This is a genomic window from Kitasatospora sp. NPDC056273 (assembly GCF_042268845.1).
Classification (GTDB): domain Bacteria; phylum Actinomycetota; class Actinomycetes; order Streptomycetales; family Streptomycetaceae; genus Kitasatospora.
Genome location: NZ_JBHJSJ010000038.1, coordinates 46,017 through 63,760, shown reverse-complemented (window position 1 = coordinate 63,760; position 17,744 = coordinate 46,017). Strand labels below are relative to the sequence as shown.

Annotated in this window: 15 protein-coding genes; 7 read left to right on the top strand and 8 right to left on the bottom strand. The window is 74.3% G+C overall.

Annotated features, from left to right (window positions below):
* Positions 1-33: 33 nt before the first annotated feature.
* Positions 34-621, bottom strand: a complete 588-nt coding sequence (gene thpR / locus ACFCY1_RS28305; protein ID WP_063780281.1) for an RNA 2',3'-cyclic phosphodiesterase — start codon at positions 619-621, stop codon at positions 34-36.
* Between the two features lie 46 nt (positions 622-667).
* On the opposite strand from thpR, the gene ACFCY1_RS28300 reads away from it, so the two are divergent.
* Positions 668-1,186: a GNAT family N-acetyltransferase gene (locus tag ACFCY1_RS28300; RefSeq protein ID WP_082345996.1), complete on the top strand. Its 519-nt coding sequence runs from the start codon at positions 668-670 to the stop codon at positions 1,184-1,186.
* A gap of 75 nt (positions 1,187-1,261) precedes the next feature.
* Here the strand turns inward: ACFCY1_RS28300 and ACFCY1_RS28295 are convergent, their stop codons facing one another.
* Together ACFCY1_RS28295 and ACFCY1_RS28290 are read right to left on the bottom strand one after the other, a co-directional pair.
* Positions 1,262-2,551, bottom strand: a complete 1,290-nt coding sequence (locus ACFCY1_RS28295; RefSeq protein ID WP_198959492.1) for an MFS transporter — start codon at positions 2,549-2,551, stop codon at positions 1,262-1,264.
* 394 nt (positions 2,552-2,945) lie between these two features.
* A complete protein-coding gene (locus ACFCY1_RS28290) occupies positions 2,946-3,380 on the bottom strand; it encodes a MarR family winged helix-turn-helix transcriptional regulator (RefSeq protein ID WP_030235202.1) in 435 nt (144 codons plus the stop codon).
* A gap of 123 nt (positions 3,381-3,503) precedes the next feature.
* Here ACFCY1_RS28290 and ACFCY1_RS28285 point away from each other — a divergent pair, with 123 nt between their 5' ends.
* Both ACFCY1_RS28285 and ACFCY1_RS28280 read left to right on the top strand, forming a co-directional pair.
* Entirely contained in the window at positions 3,504-3,998 is a 495-nt protein-coding gene (locus ACFCY1_RS28285; RefSeq protein WP_234348557.1) for a VOC family protein, read from the top strand.
* Positions 3,999-4,281: 283 nt separating this feature from the next.
* Complete coding sequence (locus ACFCY1_RS28280) at positions 4,282-5,130, top strand: MHYT domain-containing protein (RefSeq protein ID WP_375876453.1); 849 nt, start codon at positions 4,282-4,284, stop codon at positions 5,128-5,130.
* Positions 5,131-5,309: 179 nt separating this feature from the next.
* On the opposite strand, the gene ACFCY1_RS28275 is transcribed toward ACFCY1_RS28280, so the two are convergent.
* Together ACFCY1_RS28275 and ACFCY1_RS28270 are read right to left on the bottom strand one after the other, a co-directional pair.
* The gene (locus tag ACFCY1_RS28275) at positions 5,310-7,028 is read right to left on the bottom strand and encodes a hydrogenase maturation protein (RefSeq protein ID WP_074005468.1); all 1,719 of its coding nucleotides are present in this window, start codon (positions 7,026-7,028) and stop codon (positions 5,310-5,312) included.
* 203 nt (positions 7,029-7,231) lie between these two features.
* Entirely contained in the window at positions 7,232-8,155 is a 924-nt protein-coding gene (locus tag ACFCY1_RS28270; RefSeq protein ID WP_049655027.1) for a DUF4231 domain-containing protein, read from the bottom strand.
* A gap of 131 nt (positions 8,156-8,286) precedes the next feature.
* Between ACFCY1_RS28270 and ACFCY1_RS28265 the strand changes: the two genes are divergently transcribed.
* Complete coding sequence (locus ACFCY1_RS28265) at positions 8,287-8,736, top strand: VOC family protein (RefSeq protein WP_375876452.1); 450 nt, start codon at positions 8,287-8,289, stop codon at positions 8,734-8,736.
* Positions 8,737-8,819: 83 nt separating this feature from the next.
* Here the strand turns inward: ACFCY1_RS28265 and ACFCY1_RS28260 are convergent, their stop codons facing one another.
* Both ACFCY1_RS28260 and ACFCY1_RS28255 read right to left on the bottom strand, forming a co-directional pair.
* A complete protein-coding gene (locus ACFCY1_RS28260; RefSeq protein WP_375876451.1) occupies positions 8,820-9,278 on the bottom strand; it encodes a ricin-type beta-trefoil lectin domain protein in 459 nt (152 codons plus the stop codon).
* A gap of 195 nt (positions 9,279-9,473) precedes the next feature.
* Entirely contained in the window at positions 9,474-10,934 is a 1,461-nt protein-coding gene (locus ACFCY1_RS28255) for an NCS2 family permease (protein ID WP_049655021.1), read from the bottom strand.
* Between the two features lie 176 nt (positions 10,935-11,110).
* On the opposite strand from ACFCY1_RS28255, the gene ACFCY1_RS28250 reads away from it, so the two are divergent.
* The 3 genes from ACFCY1_RS28250 to ACFCY1_RS28240 all read left to right on the top strand — a co-directional run bounded on the left by ACFCY1_RS28250 (position 11,111) and on the right by ACFCY1_RS28240 (position 14,295).
* On the top strand, positions 11,111-11,434 hold the full coding sequence (locus ACFCY1_RS28250; protein WP_074005466.1) for a DUF2530 domain-containing protein: 324 nt from the start codon (positions 11,111-11,113) through the stop codon (positions 11,432-11,434).
* Between the two features lie 52 nt (positions 11,435-11,486).
* Positions 11,487-13,946, top strand: a complete 2,460-nt coding sequence (locus ACFCY1_RS28245) for an HAD-IC family P-type ATPase (RefSeq protein ID WP_049655015.1) — start codon at positions 11,487-11,489, stop codon at positions 13,944-13,946.
* A gap of 79 nt (positions 13,947-14,025) precedes the next feature.
* Complete coding sequence (locus ACFCY1_RS28240; protein ID WP_049655012.1) at positions 14,026-14,295, top strand: hypothetical protein; 270 nt, start codon at positions 14,026-14,028, stop codon at positions 14,293-14,295.
* Here the strand turns inward: ACFCY1_RS28240 and ACFCY1_RS28235 are convergent.
* A complete protein-coding gene (locus ACFCY1_RS28235; protein WP_375876450.1) occupies positions 14,259-17,555 on the bottom strand; it encodes a sacsin N-terminal ATP-binding-like domain-containing protein in 3,297 nt (1,098 codons plus the stop codon). The genes ACFCY1_RS28240 and ACFCY1_RS28235 overlap by 37 nt on opposite strands.
* Between the last annotated feature and the right edge of the window lie 189 nt (positions 17,556-17,744).

The window sequence follows — 17,744 nt, the reverse complement described above, 5'->3', positions numbered from 1 at the left end:
GCCCCGCGGCGCTCAGCGCTCAGCCCTCAGCCCTCAGCCCCAGTCGGCCAGCGCCCAGGTGCGCAGCGTCACGTAGCGCGCGGAGCCGCCGCCCTGGTCGCTGCGCACCAGGTGCAGCTCGGCGGCCTCCCACTCCGGCCCCCGGTAGTCGGCCAGCGCCGCCACCAGGCCGTCCAGCTCGGCCGCCGCGACCCGCCGCACGGCCCGCCGGTGCCCGCGCGAGGAGCCCGCCCGGGCGAGGGTGAGGTGCGGGTGGAAGGCGAAGTCGTCGGTCGCCCCGGTGACCTCGGCGGTGGCCTCCGTGACGGCCTCGGCCAGCCGGCGCAGCGCCCAGGCCTGGCCCTCGACCCCGGCCCAGAGCACCCGGTCGCCGAACCGCCCCGCGCCCGCGATCCGCAGCCGGTGCACCGGGTTGACCTCGGCGACGGCGGCCAGGCCCGCCGCCAGCTCGGGCAGCCGCTCGGCGGCCACCTCGCCCAGGAAGGCCAGGGTCAGGTGCCGGCCCTCGGCGCCGGTCCAGCGCAGCCGCTCCGCCCCCGGCAGCTCCCGCAGCGGCGCGACCGCGTCCGCGAGCCCCTGCAGCGCCTCGGTCGTCGGCAGCACCGCCACGAACAACCTCATGGATCAATCTTCCCGCGACCGGCCGTCTGGGGTAGAACGGTCTTCCATGAAGATCCGCAACGGGGGGTCCGCGGACGTCCCCGACATCCTGTCCCTGCTCGACGGCGCCGTCTCCTGGCTGACCGCCCAGGGCCGTACCGGCCAGTGGGGCGACCAGCCGTTCAGCACCAACCAGGCCCGGATCGACCAGGTCTCCTCGTACGCCGAGGAGCCGTTCCTGATCCGCCTCGCCGTGGACGAGGACGGCCGTACGGTCGGCTGCTGCGTGGTCTCCGAGGACCGCGGCCGGTGGATCCCCGCCGTGGACGAGCGCGAGCTGTACGTCCGCAACCTGGTCACCGACCGCACCCGCAAGGGCTCCGGCATCGGCGCCGCGCTGATCGCCGACGCGATCGAGGAGGCCCGTCGGCGCGGCATCGGCCTGCTCCGGGTGGACTGCTACGGCGGCGCCGACCGCAAGCTGGTCGGGCTCTACCGGGCGCTCGGCTTCACCGAGACCGTGACGTTCGAGGTCGAGCAGCCGCACGGCCTCTGGCCCGGCCAGGTGCTGGAGATCCGGCTCTGAACCGCCCGCCTCTGAACCGTCCGGGCTCCTGAACCATCCGGGCCCCCGGGGCACTCCCGGGGGCCTGATGCGGCATCAGCAGGCCGCCGCAAGCTCCGACTTGCTCGCCGCACCGGTCCGCGGCACGAAGGCCACCACCCGGCCGCCGCGGCCCGGGTGCAGGTCGAACCGCACCCGCAGGTCCGCGCTGCGGGCCAGCACCAGGCCGACCGCGCCGGCCGCCGCCGCGGAGACCAGTCCGCAGGCCAGCAGGCCGAGCCGGGGCCCGTACGAGGCGGTCACCCAGCCGACGACCGGGGCGCCGATCGGCGTGCCGCCGGTGAAGACCAGCACCAGCAGGCCCATCACCCGGCCGCGCATCTCGGGGTCGGTGGACAACTGCAGCATGGAGTTGACGGAGGTGTTGAAGCTCAGCCCGAACACCCCGATGAGCATCAGCAGCAGCGCGAAGGTCCAGTAGTCGGGCGCGAACGCGGCGACCACCTCCAGCGCTCCGAAGGCCAGCGCCGCGCCGACCAGCCGGCGCAGCCGCGGCACGCCCCGGCGGGCGGCGAGCAGCGCACCCGCCAGCGAGCCGATCGCCATCGCGGTGTTCAGCAGGCCGTACTGGCCGGCGCCCACCTTGAAGGTGTCGTACGCGAAACCGGAGAGCAGCGTCGGGAAGTTGAAGCCGAAGGTGCCGATGAACCCGGCCAGCACCATCGGCCAGAGCAGCTCGGGCCGCTCCTTGACGTACCGCAGGCCCTCGCGCAACTGCCCCTTCTCGCGGGCGATCGGCGCGGTCGGGCGCAGTTCGGACTCCCGCATCGCGAGCAGCCCGCCGATCACGGCGGCGAAGGACAGCGCGTTGACGGCGAACGCCCAGCCGCTGCCGACCGCGGCGATCAGCAGGCCCGCGACGGCGGGGCCGACCAGCCGGGCGGTCTGGAAGTTGGCGGCGTTCAGGCTGACGGCGTTGGCGAGGTCCTTCGGGCCGACCATCTCGGAGACGAAGGCCTGCCGGGTCGGGTTGTCCACCACGGTGACCAGGCCGAGCAGCAGCGCGAAGGCGTACACGTAGTACGGCGTCACCACGCCGCCGACGGTCAGCACCGCGAGGCCGGCGGCCAGCAGGCCCATCGCGCCCTGGGTGTAGATCAGCAGCCGGCGCTTGGGCATCCGGTCGGCGAGCACGCCGCCGAACAGTCCGAGCAGCAGCATCGGCAGGAACTGCATGGCGGTGGTGATGCCGACCGCGAGCGGGCTGCCGGTGAGGCTCAGCACCAGCCAGTCCTGGGCGATGCGCTGCATCCAGGTGCCGGTGTTGGACACCACCTGGCCGGCGAAGTAGTAGCGGTAGTTGCGAACGCGAAGGGAGGAGAACATCCCCCCGGGCCTCGTGAAGCGGGCGCCTGTGGGAGATGTGGCCGATGGGGATCGGCCGGGAGCGGCGGGGTCCGCCGCGGTGCGTTCGTCGGGGTCGTCGTCGCCGTTGCCGGGCAGTCCCGTGGGGGCGGGTGCCTGGGCTTCGGCGGCCGCGGCACTGGCCGCGGCGGGGTCGGTGGTGGGCTCGTCGGTGCGGATGGCGGCGCTGGCTGCGGCCGTCGGTGTCACGTTGGTCTCCCCTCGCGGCGCGACGGCCATGGCGGTGGCCGTCGCGCTCCTGGTGTCGGTGGTCGGTCCTGCGGTGATGCGGGCTCCTTGTTCTCCCGGCGGCCGGCCGGGGTCGGTGTGCCTCAGAGGTGTACGAGCTGCGGCCGTACGGACCGCGGGTGTACGGCTACAGGTGTGCGAGCTTGTAGAGCACGGGCGCGGCCTCCCTGAGGACGGCCCACTCCTCCTCGTCGAGCCCCTGGGCGAGCTCGGCGAGCCAGACGTTCCGGCGCCGACGACTCTCCGCGAGGATCGTCTCGGCCTGCTCGGTGCTGCTGACGACCACCTGTCGGCGGTCCTCGGGGTGCGGTTCGCGCCGCACCAGCCCCTTCTCCTCCAGCATCGCGACGATCCTGGTCATCGAAGGAGGCTGCACGTGCTCCTTCCGGGCGAGCTCACCCGGCGTCGCCTTCCCGCACCGGGCGAGGGTGCCCAGCACTCCCATCTCGGTGGGACTCAGCGACTCCTCCACCCTCTGGTGTTTGAGTCGTCGGGAGAGGCGCATCGTGGACGATCGCAGCTGACTGATCGCTGCGAGGTCCTGCTCGGACATCTCGGGCATCTCTTTAGCTTACGTCATTACTCTCGCTAAGGAAAATGAGATCCGCCGCCGTGCCGGAGGGTCACCCCGGTGCCATATTGGTGATGGGCCCCAGCTCTCGACTCCCAGAAGGGCCGACCTGCCATGTCCGACCTCGCCACCGAGCGGTCCGAGCGGTCCGAGCCGTCCGGACGGCCGCAGTCGTCCGAACGGTCCGACCGGCCCCGGTCGTCCGAGCAGCCCCAGCCGACCGGGCCGACCGGGCCCGCCGACACCGGCTTCGGCCGGCTCGCCATGGTCACCATCGACTGCGCCGACCCGGTCGCGCTGGCCTCGTTCTACGGCGAACTGCTGGGGTGGGAGACCAGGCACGCGGACGACCACTTCGCCATCCTGGACAACCCGGAGGGCGGCAGCCCGCTGGGCTTCGGACGGGTGACCGGCTACCGGCCGGAGCCGTGGACGGAGCCGGACGGCAGCAAGCACTTCCACCTCGACTTCTACGTCGACGACCTGGACGAGGCCACCGCCAAGGCCCTCGCGCTCGGCGCCACCGAGCCCGCCTACCAGCACGGCCGCACGCTGCGGGTGCTGATCGACCCGGCTGGCCACCCGTTCGGGCTAGCCCCCTTGGAGTAAGCACCAAAGGCGGCCGGGGACGGTGCGCAGGCGGTGTCAGGGGTTGGTGCCGGGATCATGCAGGCCGCGTAAAGGCCCATCCTGACCTGGGACTTCACGAAAAACGCGAACATTGTGCGACTGCCGGTCGATGGCTAATCTCCCCCTTGTCAGGGGCACCACACGCCAGGCTCCTCCCCGCGGGACGGCGTTCCCGCTCCGGTGCCCGTTCGCCGCGCGCCTTCCCCGACCAGCCGCGCCCTCCCGCGCCCCGGTGCCCTCAACCCTCGTCCAGGGAGCTCTCTTGGGTGCGATCCACCATGCCGACCACGGCTGGGTGACCCCGGCGGTCTCGTACTTCGTCGCCTGCCTCGGCGCCTTCGTCGCGCTGCGCAGCGCCCGCTGGGCGCTCGTCTCCCAGGGCCGCACCCGGGTCGTCTGGCTGCTGTTCGCCTCCACCTCGCTCGGGGCCGGGATCTGGTCGATGCACTTCATCGCGATGCTCGGCTTCTCCGTGACCGGCGCCGAGATCAGCTACCGGCCCCTGCTCACCGTGCTCAGCCTGCTGGTCGCCGTCGCCGTGGTCGGCATCGGACTCTTCACCGTCGGGTACTGGCGCCGCCGCGCCCCGGCCCTGCTGGTCGGCGGGCTGACCACCGGCCTCGGGGTCGCCGCGATGCACTACCTGGGCATGGCCGCGATGGTCCTGCCCGGCCGGCTCGGCTACGACCGGACCGTCGTGGCGGCCTCGGTGGCCATCGCCGTGGTCGCCGCCACCGCCGCGCTCTGGGCCGCGCTGAACATCCGGGGCACGCTCGCCGTCCTGGCGGCGGCGCCGGTGATGGGCGTGGCGGTCTGCGCGATGCACTACACCGGCATGGCGGCGCTCTCCGTCCAGCTGGACTTCTCGCGCTCCACCGAAGGCGGCGTGATGGCGCTCCAGTTCATCTTCCCGCTCGGGGTCGGGCTCGGCTGCTACGTCTTCTTCGGCTCGCTGGCCTTCGCCGTCTCCCCGAGCCGACCCGACTCCCAACCCCTGCTGGCCGGTCCGGCCGCCCCGCTGCCCCCGCGGGCCGCGCGCACCCCGGGCGACCCGGACGGCCAGTTCGTCCCGCAGCGGCGACAGCCGCTGGGCGGGGCGGCCCGGCACTGACGCCGGGTACGGGAGCGGGGCCCGAGCGGGCGTCCGGCCGGGCCCCCCACCCCGGCCGGGCGCCGCCCGTCCCGCTCCTGCCCTCCCCGTACGACGCGCGACCCGCCACAACCGAGCGAACCCCGGTGCCCGCGTGGGCCGTTACGACCGCGCGGGCCGCGTACCGCTACGCGGTCCGCCTACGACTGAGCCGGCCGCCCGAGCAGCCCCGCCACGTGCTCCGGCGTGGCCACCGGGCAGACCTTGTGCACGAAGTCCCGCCGCAGCGCGTGGTACGGCTCGCCCGCCCGGTAGAAGTCGGCGTGCATCCGGCGCAGTTCCTCCGCCCGGTACTCGGCCAGCGGCTTGGCCTCCTCGTCGGCCGCGCGGCGGCGCTTCTTGTCCACCAGCCGCCCGGTGAGCTCCGGCGAGGCGGCGATCCGGGCCGCCTCCCGGGCCACCCAGCGGCGGAACCCGGCCGCGTCCCCGCCGACCGTACGGTCCACCAGGCCGATCCGGCGGGCGTGGTCCGCGCCGACCGGCAGCGCCTCGGCGGTGAGCCGCCCGGCCTGCTCGGCGCCGACCCGGCGGGGCAGGGTGTACGTCCAGTACTCGGAGCCGTACAGGCCCATCAGCCGGTAGTGCGGGTTGAGCACGGCCGAGTCCCGGCACCACACCTCGTCGGCGGCGAGCGCCGCCATCAGCCCGCCGGCCGCCGCGTTCCCGGCCAGGGCCGCCACCGTCACCTTGTCCGTCGTGGTCAGCACCGCCTCGACGACGTCGTCCATCGCGTTGATGTTCTCCCAGGACTCCAGCGCCGGAAAGGCCGCGCCCTGGATGACGTTGAGGTGGATGCCGTTGGAGAAGAAGTCCCGGGGCGCGCCGAGCACCAGCACCGAGGTCGGCCGCTCGGCCGCCTCCCGGTAGGCGGCGAGCAGCCGGCGGCACTGGTCAGTGCTCATCGCCCCGCCCGCGTAGGCGAATTCGAGGAACCCGACCTCGCCCTCCTCGTGGTAGCGCAGCTCCGACCAGGTGTCCCGGCCGCTCGCCCGCTCCGGGCTCACCGGCACCTCGCGGACCCGGTACAGCTCGTCGGCGAGCACCGTGGCGGCCGGCAGCTTGAAGGTGGCCGGCCCGCCGGGGGTGCGGCGCGGGCGCAGCTGCGGTATCCACACCGCGCCGTCCACGGTGGCCCGGCAGATGGCGCCGTCCCGGGTGGCCAGCACGGCGCCCGGCACCGGGCCGCGCAGCTCGTCCTCGGGGTGGCCGCCGTGCAGGAAGAACTCCCGTCCGTACAGCTCGTCCAGCACGCCGGGCTGGGAGTCGGCGGCGCGCAGCCTGCGCAGCACGGTGGCGGTGTCGTCCCGCTCCCAGTCGATCCGGCGGGCCTCCTGGCGCAGCGGGGGCCGCGGTTCGCCGTGCACGTCCGGCCGGGCGTAGTCCAGCGGTTCGGGGGTGAACAGCCCGCCCTCGTACCGCTGGACGGCCAGCAGGACGGCCTCGACGGCGGCGTCGGCGAGCTCGCCCCGGTACAACTCGCTCTTGCCGCAGGCCGGGACGGGGAACTCGACGGACGCCCAGATGTCGCCGGCGTCCATCTCCTCGACGGCCTGCAGCACGGTGACGCCCCAGCGCTCGGCCCCCTCGGTGATCGCCCAGTCGAGCGAGGAGGGGCCGCGGTCGCCCTTGGGCCCCGGGTGGACGATCAGGACGGTCCGGGTGGACCAGATGTCCTGCGGGACGGCCTTGGTGAGCATCGGACAGATGATCAGCTCGGGGTCGGTGCGGACCACCGCCGCCCTCATCTGCTCGTCACCGAGGGCGAGTTGGACGGCGACCTGGTGGCCGCGCTCGCGCAGCCCGGTGTGGACGCGCTGGGTCAGGCTGTTGAACGCGCTGGCGATCAGGAGAATGCGCAAGGAGGGCCTCCGGCGGGAACTGGGGTCGCGCGCAGGCGATGAAACCAGGGCATGGACACGTAACGATTACGGTCCGCACCTGGGCGCCCTACTCTCACGCACCCCGCACACCCGCACCCCGCGTTTCGCCGGATCTCCCCAAGTCCCCGCTCCGGTCGAGTACTCTGCGCCGCTCCCGCCCCCGCCCGTCCCGCGAGCCCGGCTCAGCGCGGGAACGCCCGGCGGGCCCGCCAGGTGGTGTGCTCCCGGGAGACCGCGTCCTCCGCCTCGGCCGCCAGCCGGGCCCAACGGGCCTCGGCGTCCGGCGCCTTGAGGTCGAGGTCGGACAGCTGGTTGCCGACGTTCTCCAGCTCCCGCGCGGCCAGTTGGTAGGCGGCGGCCAGCGGGCCGAGCTGCTTGAGCTGCGTCCAGGCGATGATCGCCGCGGCCGCGGCCGAGGTGGCGCCGAAGACGTGCACCGGCAGCGCGCCGGTGGCCTGGGCGATGGCCGCCGCCGCACCGACGATGATCAGCACCGCGACGCCGAGCCCCCAGGAGACCGCCTGCGAGTCGCAGGCCTCGGCCCGGGAGCGGTACCAGGTGCGCTGGCCCTCGACCCGGGTGCGCAGGTAGAGCGTGCGCCGGGCGGTCAGGCTCTCGGCGCGCTGCCGGCGCATCTCCGGGGTGATCTCCGCGACGCTGCCGGGCGGCACGATCTCCGGGTCCTCGAAGGCCCGCAGAACGTCCTCGACCTGGAGCAGGTAGCCGCGGTCGGTGTCCTCGGACTCGGCCGCACCGTCGAACGGCCGGGCCCGGACGGTGTACTTCCAGGCCAGCGTCTTGACCGACTCGGCCGCCGCCCGGGCCTGGTACCAGCGGCCCTGCGGGTTGCCGCGGCGCAGCCGGGACCAGAAGTAGCCGGCCACCAGGAAGGCGGCGACCGAGAACAGCGGCCAGATGTCGAGGGCGTTCTTGTCGTCCGGGTCGGGGAACGACCCGATCACGGCGGCGACCACCAGCATCGCGATCAGGCCGCGGTACCAGCGCAGCGTCTCCCGCTGGCCGTCCAGCGAGGCCTTGTCCGTCGTCCAGAACAGCTCCGGCAGCAGCTGCGCCTCGACGCCCCCCGGCGGATCCTGTTGCACCATCGGTCGAGTCCCCTCCCCCTTCTCCGTCCAGCCAGTATTCCCACCGCCAACTGGCCTACACAGGCGCCTTTTTGACAACTTCTGACGGCCGGCCATTGCCCGACCCCCGGGTAACCGGTAAAAACGGTTACATGCCGCTGCACTGGAAGCTCGTCATCGACTGCGCCGACCCGCACCGCCAGGCCGCCTTCTGGGCCGCCGCCCTGGAGTACACACTGGAGGACCACGGCGCGCTGATCACCCGGCTGCTCGCCGCCGGCGCGGTCGGCCCGGAGTCCCTCACCGAGGTGGACGGCCACCCGGCCTGGCGCTCCCTGGCCGCCGTCCGCCACCCCGAGGACCCGTTCGACCCGGCCTCGGACACCGGCCTCGGCCGCCGCGTCCTGTTCCAGGCCGTCCCCGAGCCCCGGCAGGGCAAGAACCGCCTGCACCTCGACGTCCACCCCGGCCCTGGCGAGCGCGAGGCCACCGTCGCCCGCCTCACCGCCCTCGGCGCCACCACCCTCCGCCACGTCGACGAGCCCGGCGGCGCCTGGGCCGTCATGCAAGATCCCGAGGGCAACGAGTTCTGCGTCCACTGACCCGCCCCCGGAACACGAAGGGGCCGGCGGCGGTCGACTGCCCGACCACCGCCGGCCCTACGGGCACGGCCCGGCGCCGTCCGTCAGAGGACGGCCCACTCCGGGTGGGACCCGGTCCGACTGCCGACGTAGACGCCCTCGGAGTCGTTGGCCTTCAGGTACCGGCCGGTGAGGACGTTCTTGATGAACGGACCGTCGTAGTCGAAGGTCTCCCACACCTGGCGCAGGTCGCCGGTGCACGGGAGGAGTACGGCGTGGCCCCACGGGTTGCTGGTGTCCACGTCCGTCAGGCACGCGTTCGCAGCGAGGCTGCGGATCTGCCCCGTCCCTTCGCGCGGGACGTCCCAGAGGAACGGCGGCACGGGGACGCACGGGCCCAGCCCGACGGTCTGGTCGGGGTTCACCGCCAGACACCGCCCGAAGTGGAGGTTCTGGATCTGCCCGACCCGGCCCTCGGGCTGCGCCGAGGCGGCCGGGGCCGTCGTCATGGTCAGAGCGAGGACTGCGCCGCCGATCACCGCGGCAGCCGTTGTACGGCTCACGACTGGTTCCTTTCAGGTCATGGGTACGCGGTCATGGGTCCGCGCCCCTACCCGGGAACCTCCCTCGCCGGCAAGGCGCCACGACCGTCCCGTCCGCAGAACAACCCGAAGGTGTGAATCCCCGCTGCGGCGAACACCGACGGCCCCGCCCTCCCGAGCGGGAGGACGGGGCCGTCGGAGTACCGGCCGGGGCCGTCAGAGCAGGCCGAAGGCCGGCATCAGGTAGTAGAAGGCGAAGACCGACGCCACCGCGTACATGGGGACGGGGACCTCGCGGCCGCGGCCGGCGGCCAGGCGCAGCACGCAGAAGGCGATGAAGCCCATGCCGATGCCGTTGGTGATGCTGTAGGTGAACGGCATCATCACGATGGTCAGGAAGGCCGGGATCGCGATCGTGTAGTCGGCCCAGTCGATCTCCTTGATCGAGTTGGCCAGGATCAGGAAGCCGACGGTGATCAGGGCCGGGGTGGCGGCCTGGGCCGGGACCATGGTGGCGAGCGGGGTGAGGAAGAGCGCCACCACGAAGAGCAGGCCGGTGACGATCGAGGCGAAGCCGGTCCGGGCGCCCTCGCCGACGCCGGCGGTGGACTCGACGAAGCAGGTGTTGGCGGAGGCCGAGGTGGCGCCGCCGGCCGCGGTGGCGATGCCGTCGACCATCAGGACCTTGTTGATGCCGGGCAGGTCGCCCTTCTCGTCCAGCAGGTGGGCCTCGTCGGCCACGCCGAGGATGGTGCCCATCGCGTCGAAGAAGCAGGACATCAGCACGGTGAAGACGAACAGCAGGCCGGTCAGCACGCCGACCTTCTCGAAGCCGCCGAACAGGCTGACCTTGCCGACCAGGCCGAAGTCCGGCGCGGAGACCGGGTTGCCCGGCCAGGTCGGGACGGTGAGGCCCCACTTGAGCGCCGGGACGTCGGCCACCTTGTCGATGACCGCGGCGAGCGCGGTGGAGACCGCGATGCTGATCAGGATGGCGCCGGGCACCTTGCGGATCAGCAGGACCAGGGTGAGCACCAGGCCGATCACGAAGATCAGCACCGGGAAGCCGAGCAGGTGCCCGTTGCCGCCGAGCTGGAGCGGGACGGTGGTGTGGGCGGCGTCCGGGATGCGGCTGACGAAGCCGGAGTCGACCAGGCCGACCAGGCTGATGAACAGGCCGATACCGATCGCGATGGCCTTGCGCAGGCCGAGCGGGACGGCGTTCATGACCCGCTCGCGCAGCCCGGTGGCGACCAGCAGCATGATCGCGAAACCGGCCAGCACGACCATGCCCATGGCGTCCGGCCAGGTCATCTTGGGGGCGAGCTGGAGCGCCACGATCGTGTTGACGCCGAGTCCGGCGGCCAGGCCGATCGGGACGTTGCCGATGACGCCCATCAGCAGGGTGGTGAGACCCGCGGTGAGGGCGGTGGCGGTGACCAGCTGGGCGCTGTTCAGGTGAGCCCCGGTGACGTCCGTGCCGCTGGCCAGGATGATCGGGTTCAGCACCAGGATGTACGCCATGGTGAAGAAGGTGGCGACACCGCCGCGGATCTCGCGCGGCAGGGTGGAGCCCCGCTCGCTGATCCGGAAGAAGCGGTCGACGGCGCTCGTGGGGGGCTGCGGCGCGGCGTCGGCGGGTTCGGGCGACTCGGTGGTCGGCTGGACCACAGGCATGCGTGCGTCCTCTGTGGGGGAGCTGAGGAGGGGGTGGGAACGCCCGGGGCGACGGTGGCCGGGCGCAGGGCCTCAAGTATCGTTTCCCGATCGCACACGCGCTATCTTCGCGCGTAGAGCCCGCGCGGGGTCACGGCACCCGCGCAGCCGCCCCACCGCACCGTACGCTAGGCCCCATGCCCAAGACGCCACTGCACCCCTCGCCCCCTCCGCTGGAGGCCAACGACGTCGCCATCGTCGGCGGCGGCACGGTGCTGTGGTTCATCGCCTTCCTCGCCCTGCTCCCCTTCCAGGGCAGCCTCTCGGCGCACGGCCACGGCACCTGGCCGTGGATCTGCCTCTCCGGCGGCCTGCTCGGCCTGATCGGCCTCTGGTACTGCCGCGCCCGGCGGGACGCGATCGCCCGCGGCCGCGCCGCCGAAGCCGCCGAGGCGGCCGCGCACACGGCCGAACGGACGACCGGCGACGACGGCCAGGACCCGGCCACCCGGTCGGACTGAATAGTCCTTTAGTAGCACGCACCGGACATAAGGCGCCCGTAGAGTCGGTGCCATGACGCAGCCTGCCCAGCCGGCGGAAGAGCAGCCGGCCGACGGAGACCGCCCGGACGGAGCCCACCCCCTCGGCCTGCTGCCCGGCCGACGCGGCGGCCTGACCACCGCCGAGGTCGCCGAACGGGTCGCCCGGGGCCAGGTCAACGACGTCCCCGTACGGTCCAGCCGGTCCACCCGGGAGATCGTCCGCGCCAACGTCTTCACCCGCTTCAACGCGATCATCGGCGTGATGTTCGGGATCATCCTGATCGTCGGTCCGATCCAGGACGGCCTGTTCGGCCTGGTCATCGTGGCCAACACGGCGATCGGCATCATCCAGGAGCTGCGCGCCAAGAAGACCCTGGACAGCCTGGCCCTGATCGGCGAGGCCCGCCCGCAGGTCCGCCGGGACGGCACCGCCCGGCAGGTCGGCGTCTCCGAGATCGTCCTCGACGACACCGTGCTGCTCGGCATCGGCGACAAGGTGATCGTGGACGGCGAGGTCACCGAGGCGGACGGCCTGGAGATCGACGAGTCGCTGCTCACCGGCGAACCCGACCCGGTCCTCAAGCAGCCCGGCGACCAGGTGATGTCCGGCAGCTTCGTGGTGGCCGGCGCCGGCGCGTTCACCGCCACCAAGGTCGGCCGCGAGGCCTACGCGGCCCAGCTCGCCGAGGAGGCCAGCAAGTTCACCCTGGTGAAGTCGGAGCTGCGCACCGGCATCGACAGCATCCTGCGGATCATCACCTACCTGTTGATCCCCACCGCCCTCGGCCTGATCATCAGCCAGCTGGCCGTCGAGGGCCGGGACTGGCGCGAGGCCGTCCGGCGCATGGTGGCCGGCATCGTGCCGATGGTCCCCGAGGGCCTGGTGCTGCTGACCTCGGTCGCCTTCGCGATCGGCGTGGTCCGGCTCGGCCGCAAGCAGTGCCTGGTCCAGGAGCTCCCGGCGATCGAGGGCCTGGCCCGGGTGGACACCGTCTGCCTGGACAAGACCGGCACCCTCACCGAGGGCGGCATGGACGTGGTCGACCTGCGGGTGCTCTCCGACGGGGAGCCCGCCGCCGTCGACAAGGACACCGTCCAACACGCGCTGGCCGTGATGGCCGGCGCCGACGCCCGCCCCAACCCGTCCATGCAGGCGGTCATCGACGCGTACGGGCGCGGCGACGACGGCGCCGCCTCCGGCCGGAACGGCTGGCGGGTGATCGAGGCGATGCCCTTCTCCTCCGCCCGCAAGTGGAGCGGCGTGCAGCTGCTGGAGCCGCAGGGCGGCGAGGCCAGCTGGCTGCTCGGCGCGCCCGACGTGCTGCTGCCCGCCGGGCACCCGGCCCTGGCCGAGGTGGACGAACTGGGTGCCCAGGGCCTGCGGGTGCTGCTGCTGGGCCGCACCCCCGTCCCGCTGGACTCCCCCGACCCGGCGGCCGGCCTCACCCCGCTCGCCCTGGTGGTGCTCCAGCAGCGGCTGCGCTCGGACGCCGCCGAGACCCTGCGCTACTTCGAGGGCCAGCGGGTCCGGGCCAAGGTCATCTCCGGCGACTCGGCGGTCTCGGTCGGCGCGGTGGCCGGCCACCTGGGCCTGCCCGGCGCCGACCACCCGCTGGACGCCCGCTCCCTGCCCACCGACCCGGAGCAGCTCGCCGAGACCGCCGACCGGACCAGCGTCTTCGGCCGGGTCACCCCCCAGCAGAAGCGCCAGCTGGTCGGGGCGCTGCAGTCCCGCGGCCACACCGTGGCGATGACCGGAGACGGCGTCAACGACGTGCTCGCGCTCAAGGACGCCGACATCGGCGTGGCGATGGGCACCGGCTCCGACGCCACCAAGGCGGTCGCCCAGATCGTGCTGCTGAACGACTCCTTCGCCTCGCTGCCGTCGGTGGTGGCCGAGGGCCGCCGGGTGATCGGCAACATCGAGCGGGTCGCCTCACTCTTCCTGGTGAAGACCGTCTACTCGGTCCTGCTGGCACTCCTGGTGATCTTCACCCACTCGCCGTACCCGTTCCTGCCCCGGCACTCCACCGTGCTGTCCTCGCTGACCATCGGCATCCCGGCCTTCTTCCTCGCCCTCGCCCCCAACAACGAGCGGGCCCGCACCGGCTTCGTGAAGCGCGTGCTGCGGCTGGCGGTCCCCGGCGGCGCCATCGCCGGCACCGGCACCTTCGTCGCCTACACGCTCGCCCGCACCGACCACGCGACCGACCTCAAGGCCGACACCAGCGTGGCCACCCTGACGCTCTTCCTGATCGCCATCTGGGTCCTCGCCATCGTCGCCCGCCCGTACAACTGGTGGCGGCTGCTGCTGATCGGCGCCATGGGCGGCGCGTTCGCCCTGGTCCTGCTGGTGCCCCCGCTGAAGTCGTTCTTCGACCTCTCCCTGGTCGGCTACCGCGACCCGCTGACGGGCGTCGCCGTCGCGGTGGTCTGCGGCATCGCCCTGGAGATCGCCTGGCGCGTGATGAAGCGCCGCGGCATGGAGTGACGGAGCCGCCGGCCGGCCGCGCCACCGCGTGACAAGCCCCCCGCGCACACCCGATGATGACCCCGGAAGGGGGTGCCGAATGGCACGCAGGGGTGGGGACCTGGAGGCGTTCATCGCCTTCCTGGGCGGCTTGGCGGCGGCCGGACTGGCCGCCCTGGCGATGGCGGGCGTCGGTCTGACCGTCCGGCCCACGCCCGCGCTGCGCACCGCCGCGCTGGTGACGCTCGGCGCGGTCTGGCTGACCGCCACCACCGCCGTCTACCGGCGGCTGCGGGCGCGCACCGACCGGCCGACCGGTGCGCGCCGCGGGGCTCAGCCCTCGAAGTCCCGGGCGGCCGAGAGCTCGTAGGCGCGGTCGGGCTCGCTGAGCGCGGCCAGCACCTCGAAGCGGCGGTGCCACTGCCCGACCGACCAGGCCAGCCCGGCGGCGAGGCCCTCCGGGGTGGCCGCGTGCAGCAGGCCGGGCACCGGCGGGACCTCGAACTCGTCGTCCTCGTCGCCGGCCTCGGCCAGCTCCGGGTCGTACGGCGGCTCCGGGGTGTCCGCCCCGGTGTCCCAGCGCCAGTCCACCGCCGCCTCGCCGCCGTCCGGCCCGACGACCAGCAGCTCCTCGTGCTCCTCGTAGGCGACCGGGCAGCCGGGCAGCAGCTCCCGCACCACCGCCGGGACCCGGTGCAGCACGCCCTCGGACAGCACCCGGCCGCCCGCCACCTCGCTGGCCAGCGACACGTGCAGCCGCTCGGCGAGGTCGGCGGCCAGCGCCGGGGCGACCGGCAGCAGCGGGTACGGGTGCAGCAGCTGGACCAGGTCGGGGGCGTCGGCGACGACCGCCTCGGTGGCGTCCACCACCACGGTGTGGGCCGGCCGGCGCCCGGTGTCCGGGTCCATCGGCGGCAGCGCCCGCACCACGTCCAGCGGCTCGATCCGCTCGCGGTCCACCCGGGCCAGCGCGGTGTGGATGCCGTGCAGCTGGCGGTGGCCGACCTCGGCGTCCGGGTCGGTCATCCGGTCCAGCACCTCGTCCGGCCCGTGCGGCTCGGCGAGCAGCGCGGCCAGCGTGGTGCGCACCCCGAGCGCGTGCAGGAACTGCTCGTCCAGGGTGGTGCGGGCCTCGTCGTACAGGCCGCGCAGCAGCGGGTCGGCCCCGGCGGCGCGCAGGCCGGCCGGCTCACGGCCCGCCAGCACCGGATGGTCGCGCAGCCACCAGGCGGTGTACGGCGGCAGGTCGGCGTACGAGCCGTCCGGCAGCAGGGTGCGCACCGGGCCGACCACGGCCTCCCGGTACGGCGGGCGGGCCAGCGCGGCGAGCGCCTCCGGCCAGGCGTCGTCGTCCACCAGGTCGAGGTCGCGCACGGCCAGCAGCTCGGCGGCCACCGGCGGGACGCCGACCGCCTCGTCGGCCTGCAGCGCCTCCAGCGCGTCCTCGGCCCACTCGGCGAGCCCGTCCGGCGCCTCGTCCAGCAGGCCGGTGGGGTGGCCGCCGGCCGCGCGGTCGGCGGGGACGGTCGGGTCGAGCCGCTCCAGGTCGTCCGGGTCGAGCACCACGTCCTCGGCGCGCACCAGCACGAAGTCGGCCAGCACGCCGACCGCGGCGAGCACCTCGGACCCCCAGCGCTCCAGCAGCTCGTCGTCCACCCAGCCGGCGTCCTCCTCGCGGGCGAGCGCGGCGAACGGGCTTCCGGGCAGCACGAGTTCGCCGGCCCGGGCGGGCTCGCCCTCGTCGTCGAGCAGCGCCAGCCGGGCCAGCCAGGGGTGGGCACCCGGCTCCGGGGCGGCGGCCTTCACCAACGCCAGGACGGCGTCGGCGAGTTCGAGCGCCGCGTCGAGGTCGTCCTCGGCCAGCTCGTAGGAACGGGCGACGGCGGCCCGCGCCTCGGGGGTGTCCAGCACCCCGGCCGGGGTGGCGGTGCCGGCGCCGAGCCTGGCCAGCAGCGGGTGGGCGGCCTCGGGGTGGGCCAGCCGCAGGTCGAGCGCCGCGAGCGCGCCCGCGAGCGACCCGGGATAGCCGGGGAAGGCCGCCCAGTCGGCGTCCTCGGAGGGCAGCAGGACGCGCCGCGGCCCGGTGACCGTCCGCCCGTCGGCGAGCGGGACGGGCAGCGCGCCGAGCGCCTCCGGGTCGGCCGCGCCGAGCGCCGCGTACAGGTTGCGCCACCACGCGGGCTCGCGGTCCAGGCCGCCGAGCTGGTCCACCACCTCGGCCAGCGGCACCCGGCGCACGTTCAGCACCCGCAGCTCGGTACGGCGCTCCAGGCCGGCCGGCAGCAGCCCGGGGAAGATCGGCGAGAGCGCCTCGACCACCGAGCCGTCCGCGCCCTCCAGCAGCGTCGCGTCCCGGGGCCGCAGCGCGGGCGTGCCCTCCTCGACCGGCGCCGGGTGCGGCAGGAACGGCGTGTCGGGCAGCCGGGAGAGCACCCCGGCGCGCAGCGCGTTGTCCAGCGCGCCCTGGCCGAGCGGGGCCGGGACGAGGCTGAGCGAGCCGAGGTCGGCGCCACGGGCGCGCAACAGCTCGGCGTAGCTGTCGGCGGCCCGCTCGGTGAGGAAGTCGGCCAGCGGGCCGGGGGCGACGTGCCGGCGGGTGGAGTCCAGCGGGTAGGAGGCGATCAGCAGCGCGGGCAGGCCGACCGGCTCGTCGCTGGGGGTGGGCGCGTGCAGCACGGAGGCGATCCGGGGCCGCTGCGGGGCGCCGTCCTCGCCGACCGGGACGGCCCAGGTCACCGTCCAGTACGGGCGGGCGCGCTCCTCGGTGGGCCGGTCGGCCAGCAGCTCGGCGGCGAGCGTGCCGGAGGCGCCGGCGGTCTGCCAGACCGTCCGCCGCGGCCGGCCGTCCGCGTCGTCGGTGACGGTCACCTCGGTGACCCCGTCCGGGCGGGTCTCGGCGGCGTCCCGGGTGAGCGTCCGGACGCCGTCCGGGGTCTCCACCACGACCTCGCGCAGGCCGGGCAGGGTGAGCAGCAGCGCGTCGTCGATCCCGGCCAGCAGACGGCGGGTCAGGTCCTCGGCGGCGGCGTCCCGCAGCGGCAGCACGACCACCGTGTCGTAGCCCTCCGGGGCGGTGCCCTCGGCCGCGAACGGCAGCCGCAGCAGCGGCACGTGGCCGTCCCGGCGGCGCAGCTCCTCGGCCAGCTCGGGCTGGGCCCCGGCCAGCGACCGGGCCTCGCCGAGCGACCAGCGCACCCCGCCGCCGGCGCCCAGCACGGCGGGCTCGTCGGTGACCGCGAGGACGGCGGCGAAGCCGACCCCGAACCGGCCCACGGCGGGCGCCTCGCCGCGCTTGGAGGAGGCGCGCAGGGTGGACAGCGACTCGACGGCGGCCGCGTCCAGCGGGGCGCCGGTGTTGGCGGCGGCGAGCACGCCGTCGGCGAGGGTCAGCCGCAGCCGGCCGGGGCCGTGGCCGGCCCGGACCGCGGCGTCGGCCGCGTTCTGCGCCAACTCGACCACCAGGCGGTCCCGGTAGCCGCCGAGCGCCAGCTCCTCCTCGGCGTTGGCGTCCTCCCGGAACCGGGACGGCGAGGCGGCCCAGGCGTCCAGCACCCGCCGGCGCAGCGCGGCGCTCCCGAAGGGGTCCGCGAGGTGCTCGTCCGTGCCGCTGCCGATGATCCGAGGTTCCACTGGACCTGCCACCTTCCGCTGCCCTGTTCGTCGTAGGGCATTCTTCCCTGCCCCACCGACTGCTCCCGACCACGGACCCCGCCGGCCTCGGCCCCGGGACGACGCCGACGGCGCCCCCGCCACCCGCCCGGAGCCGCGCGGAACCGTCCGGACAGCACCGCGGCCCGCACCGGTCGGTGACCAGTGCGG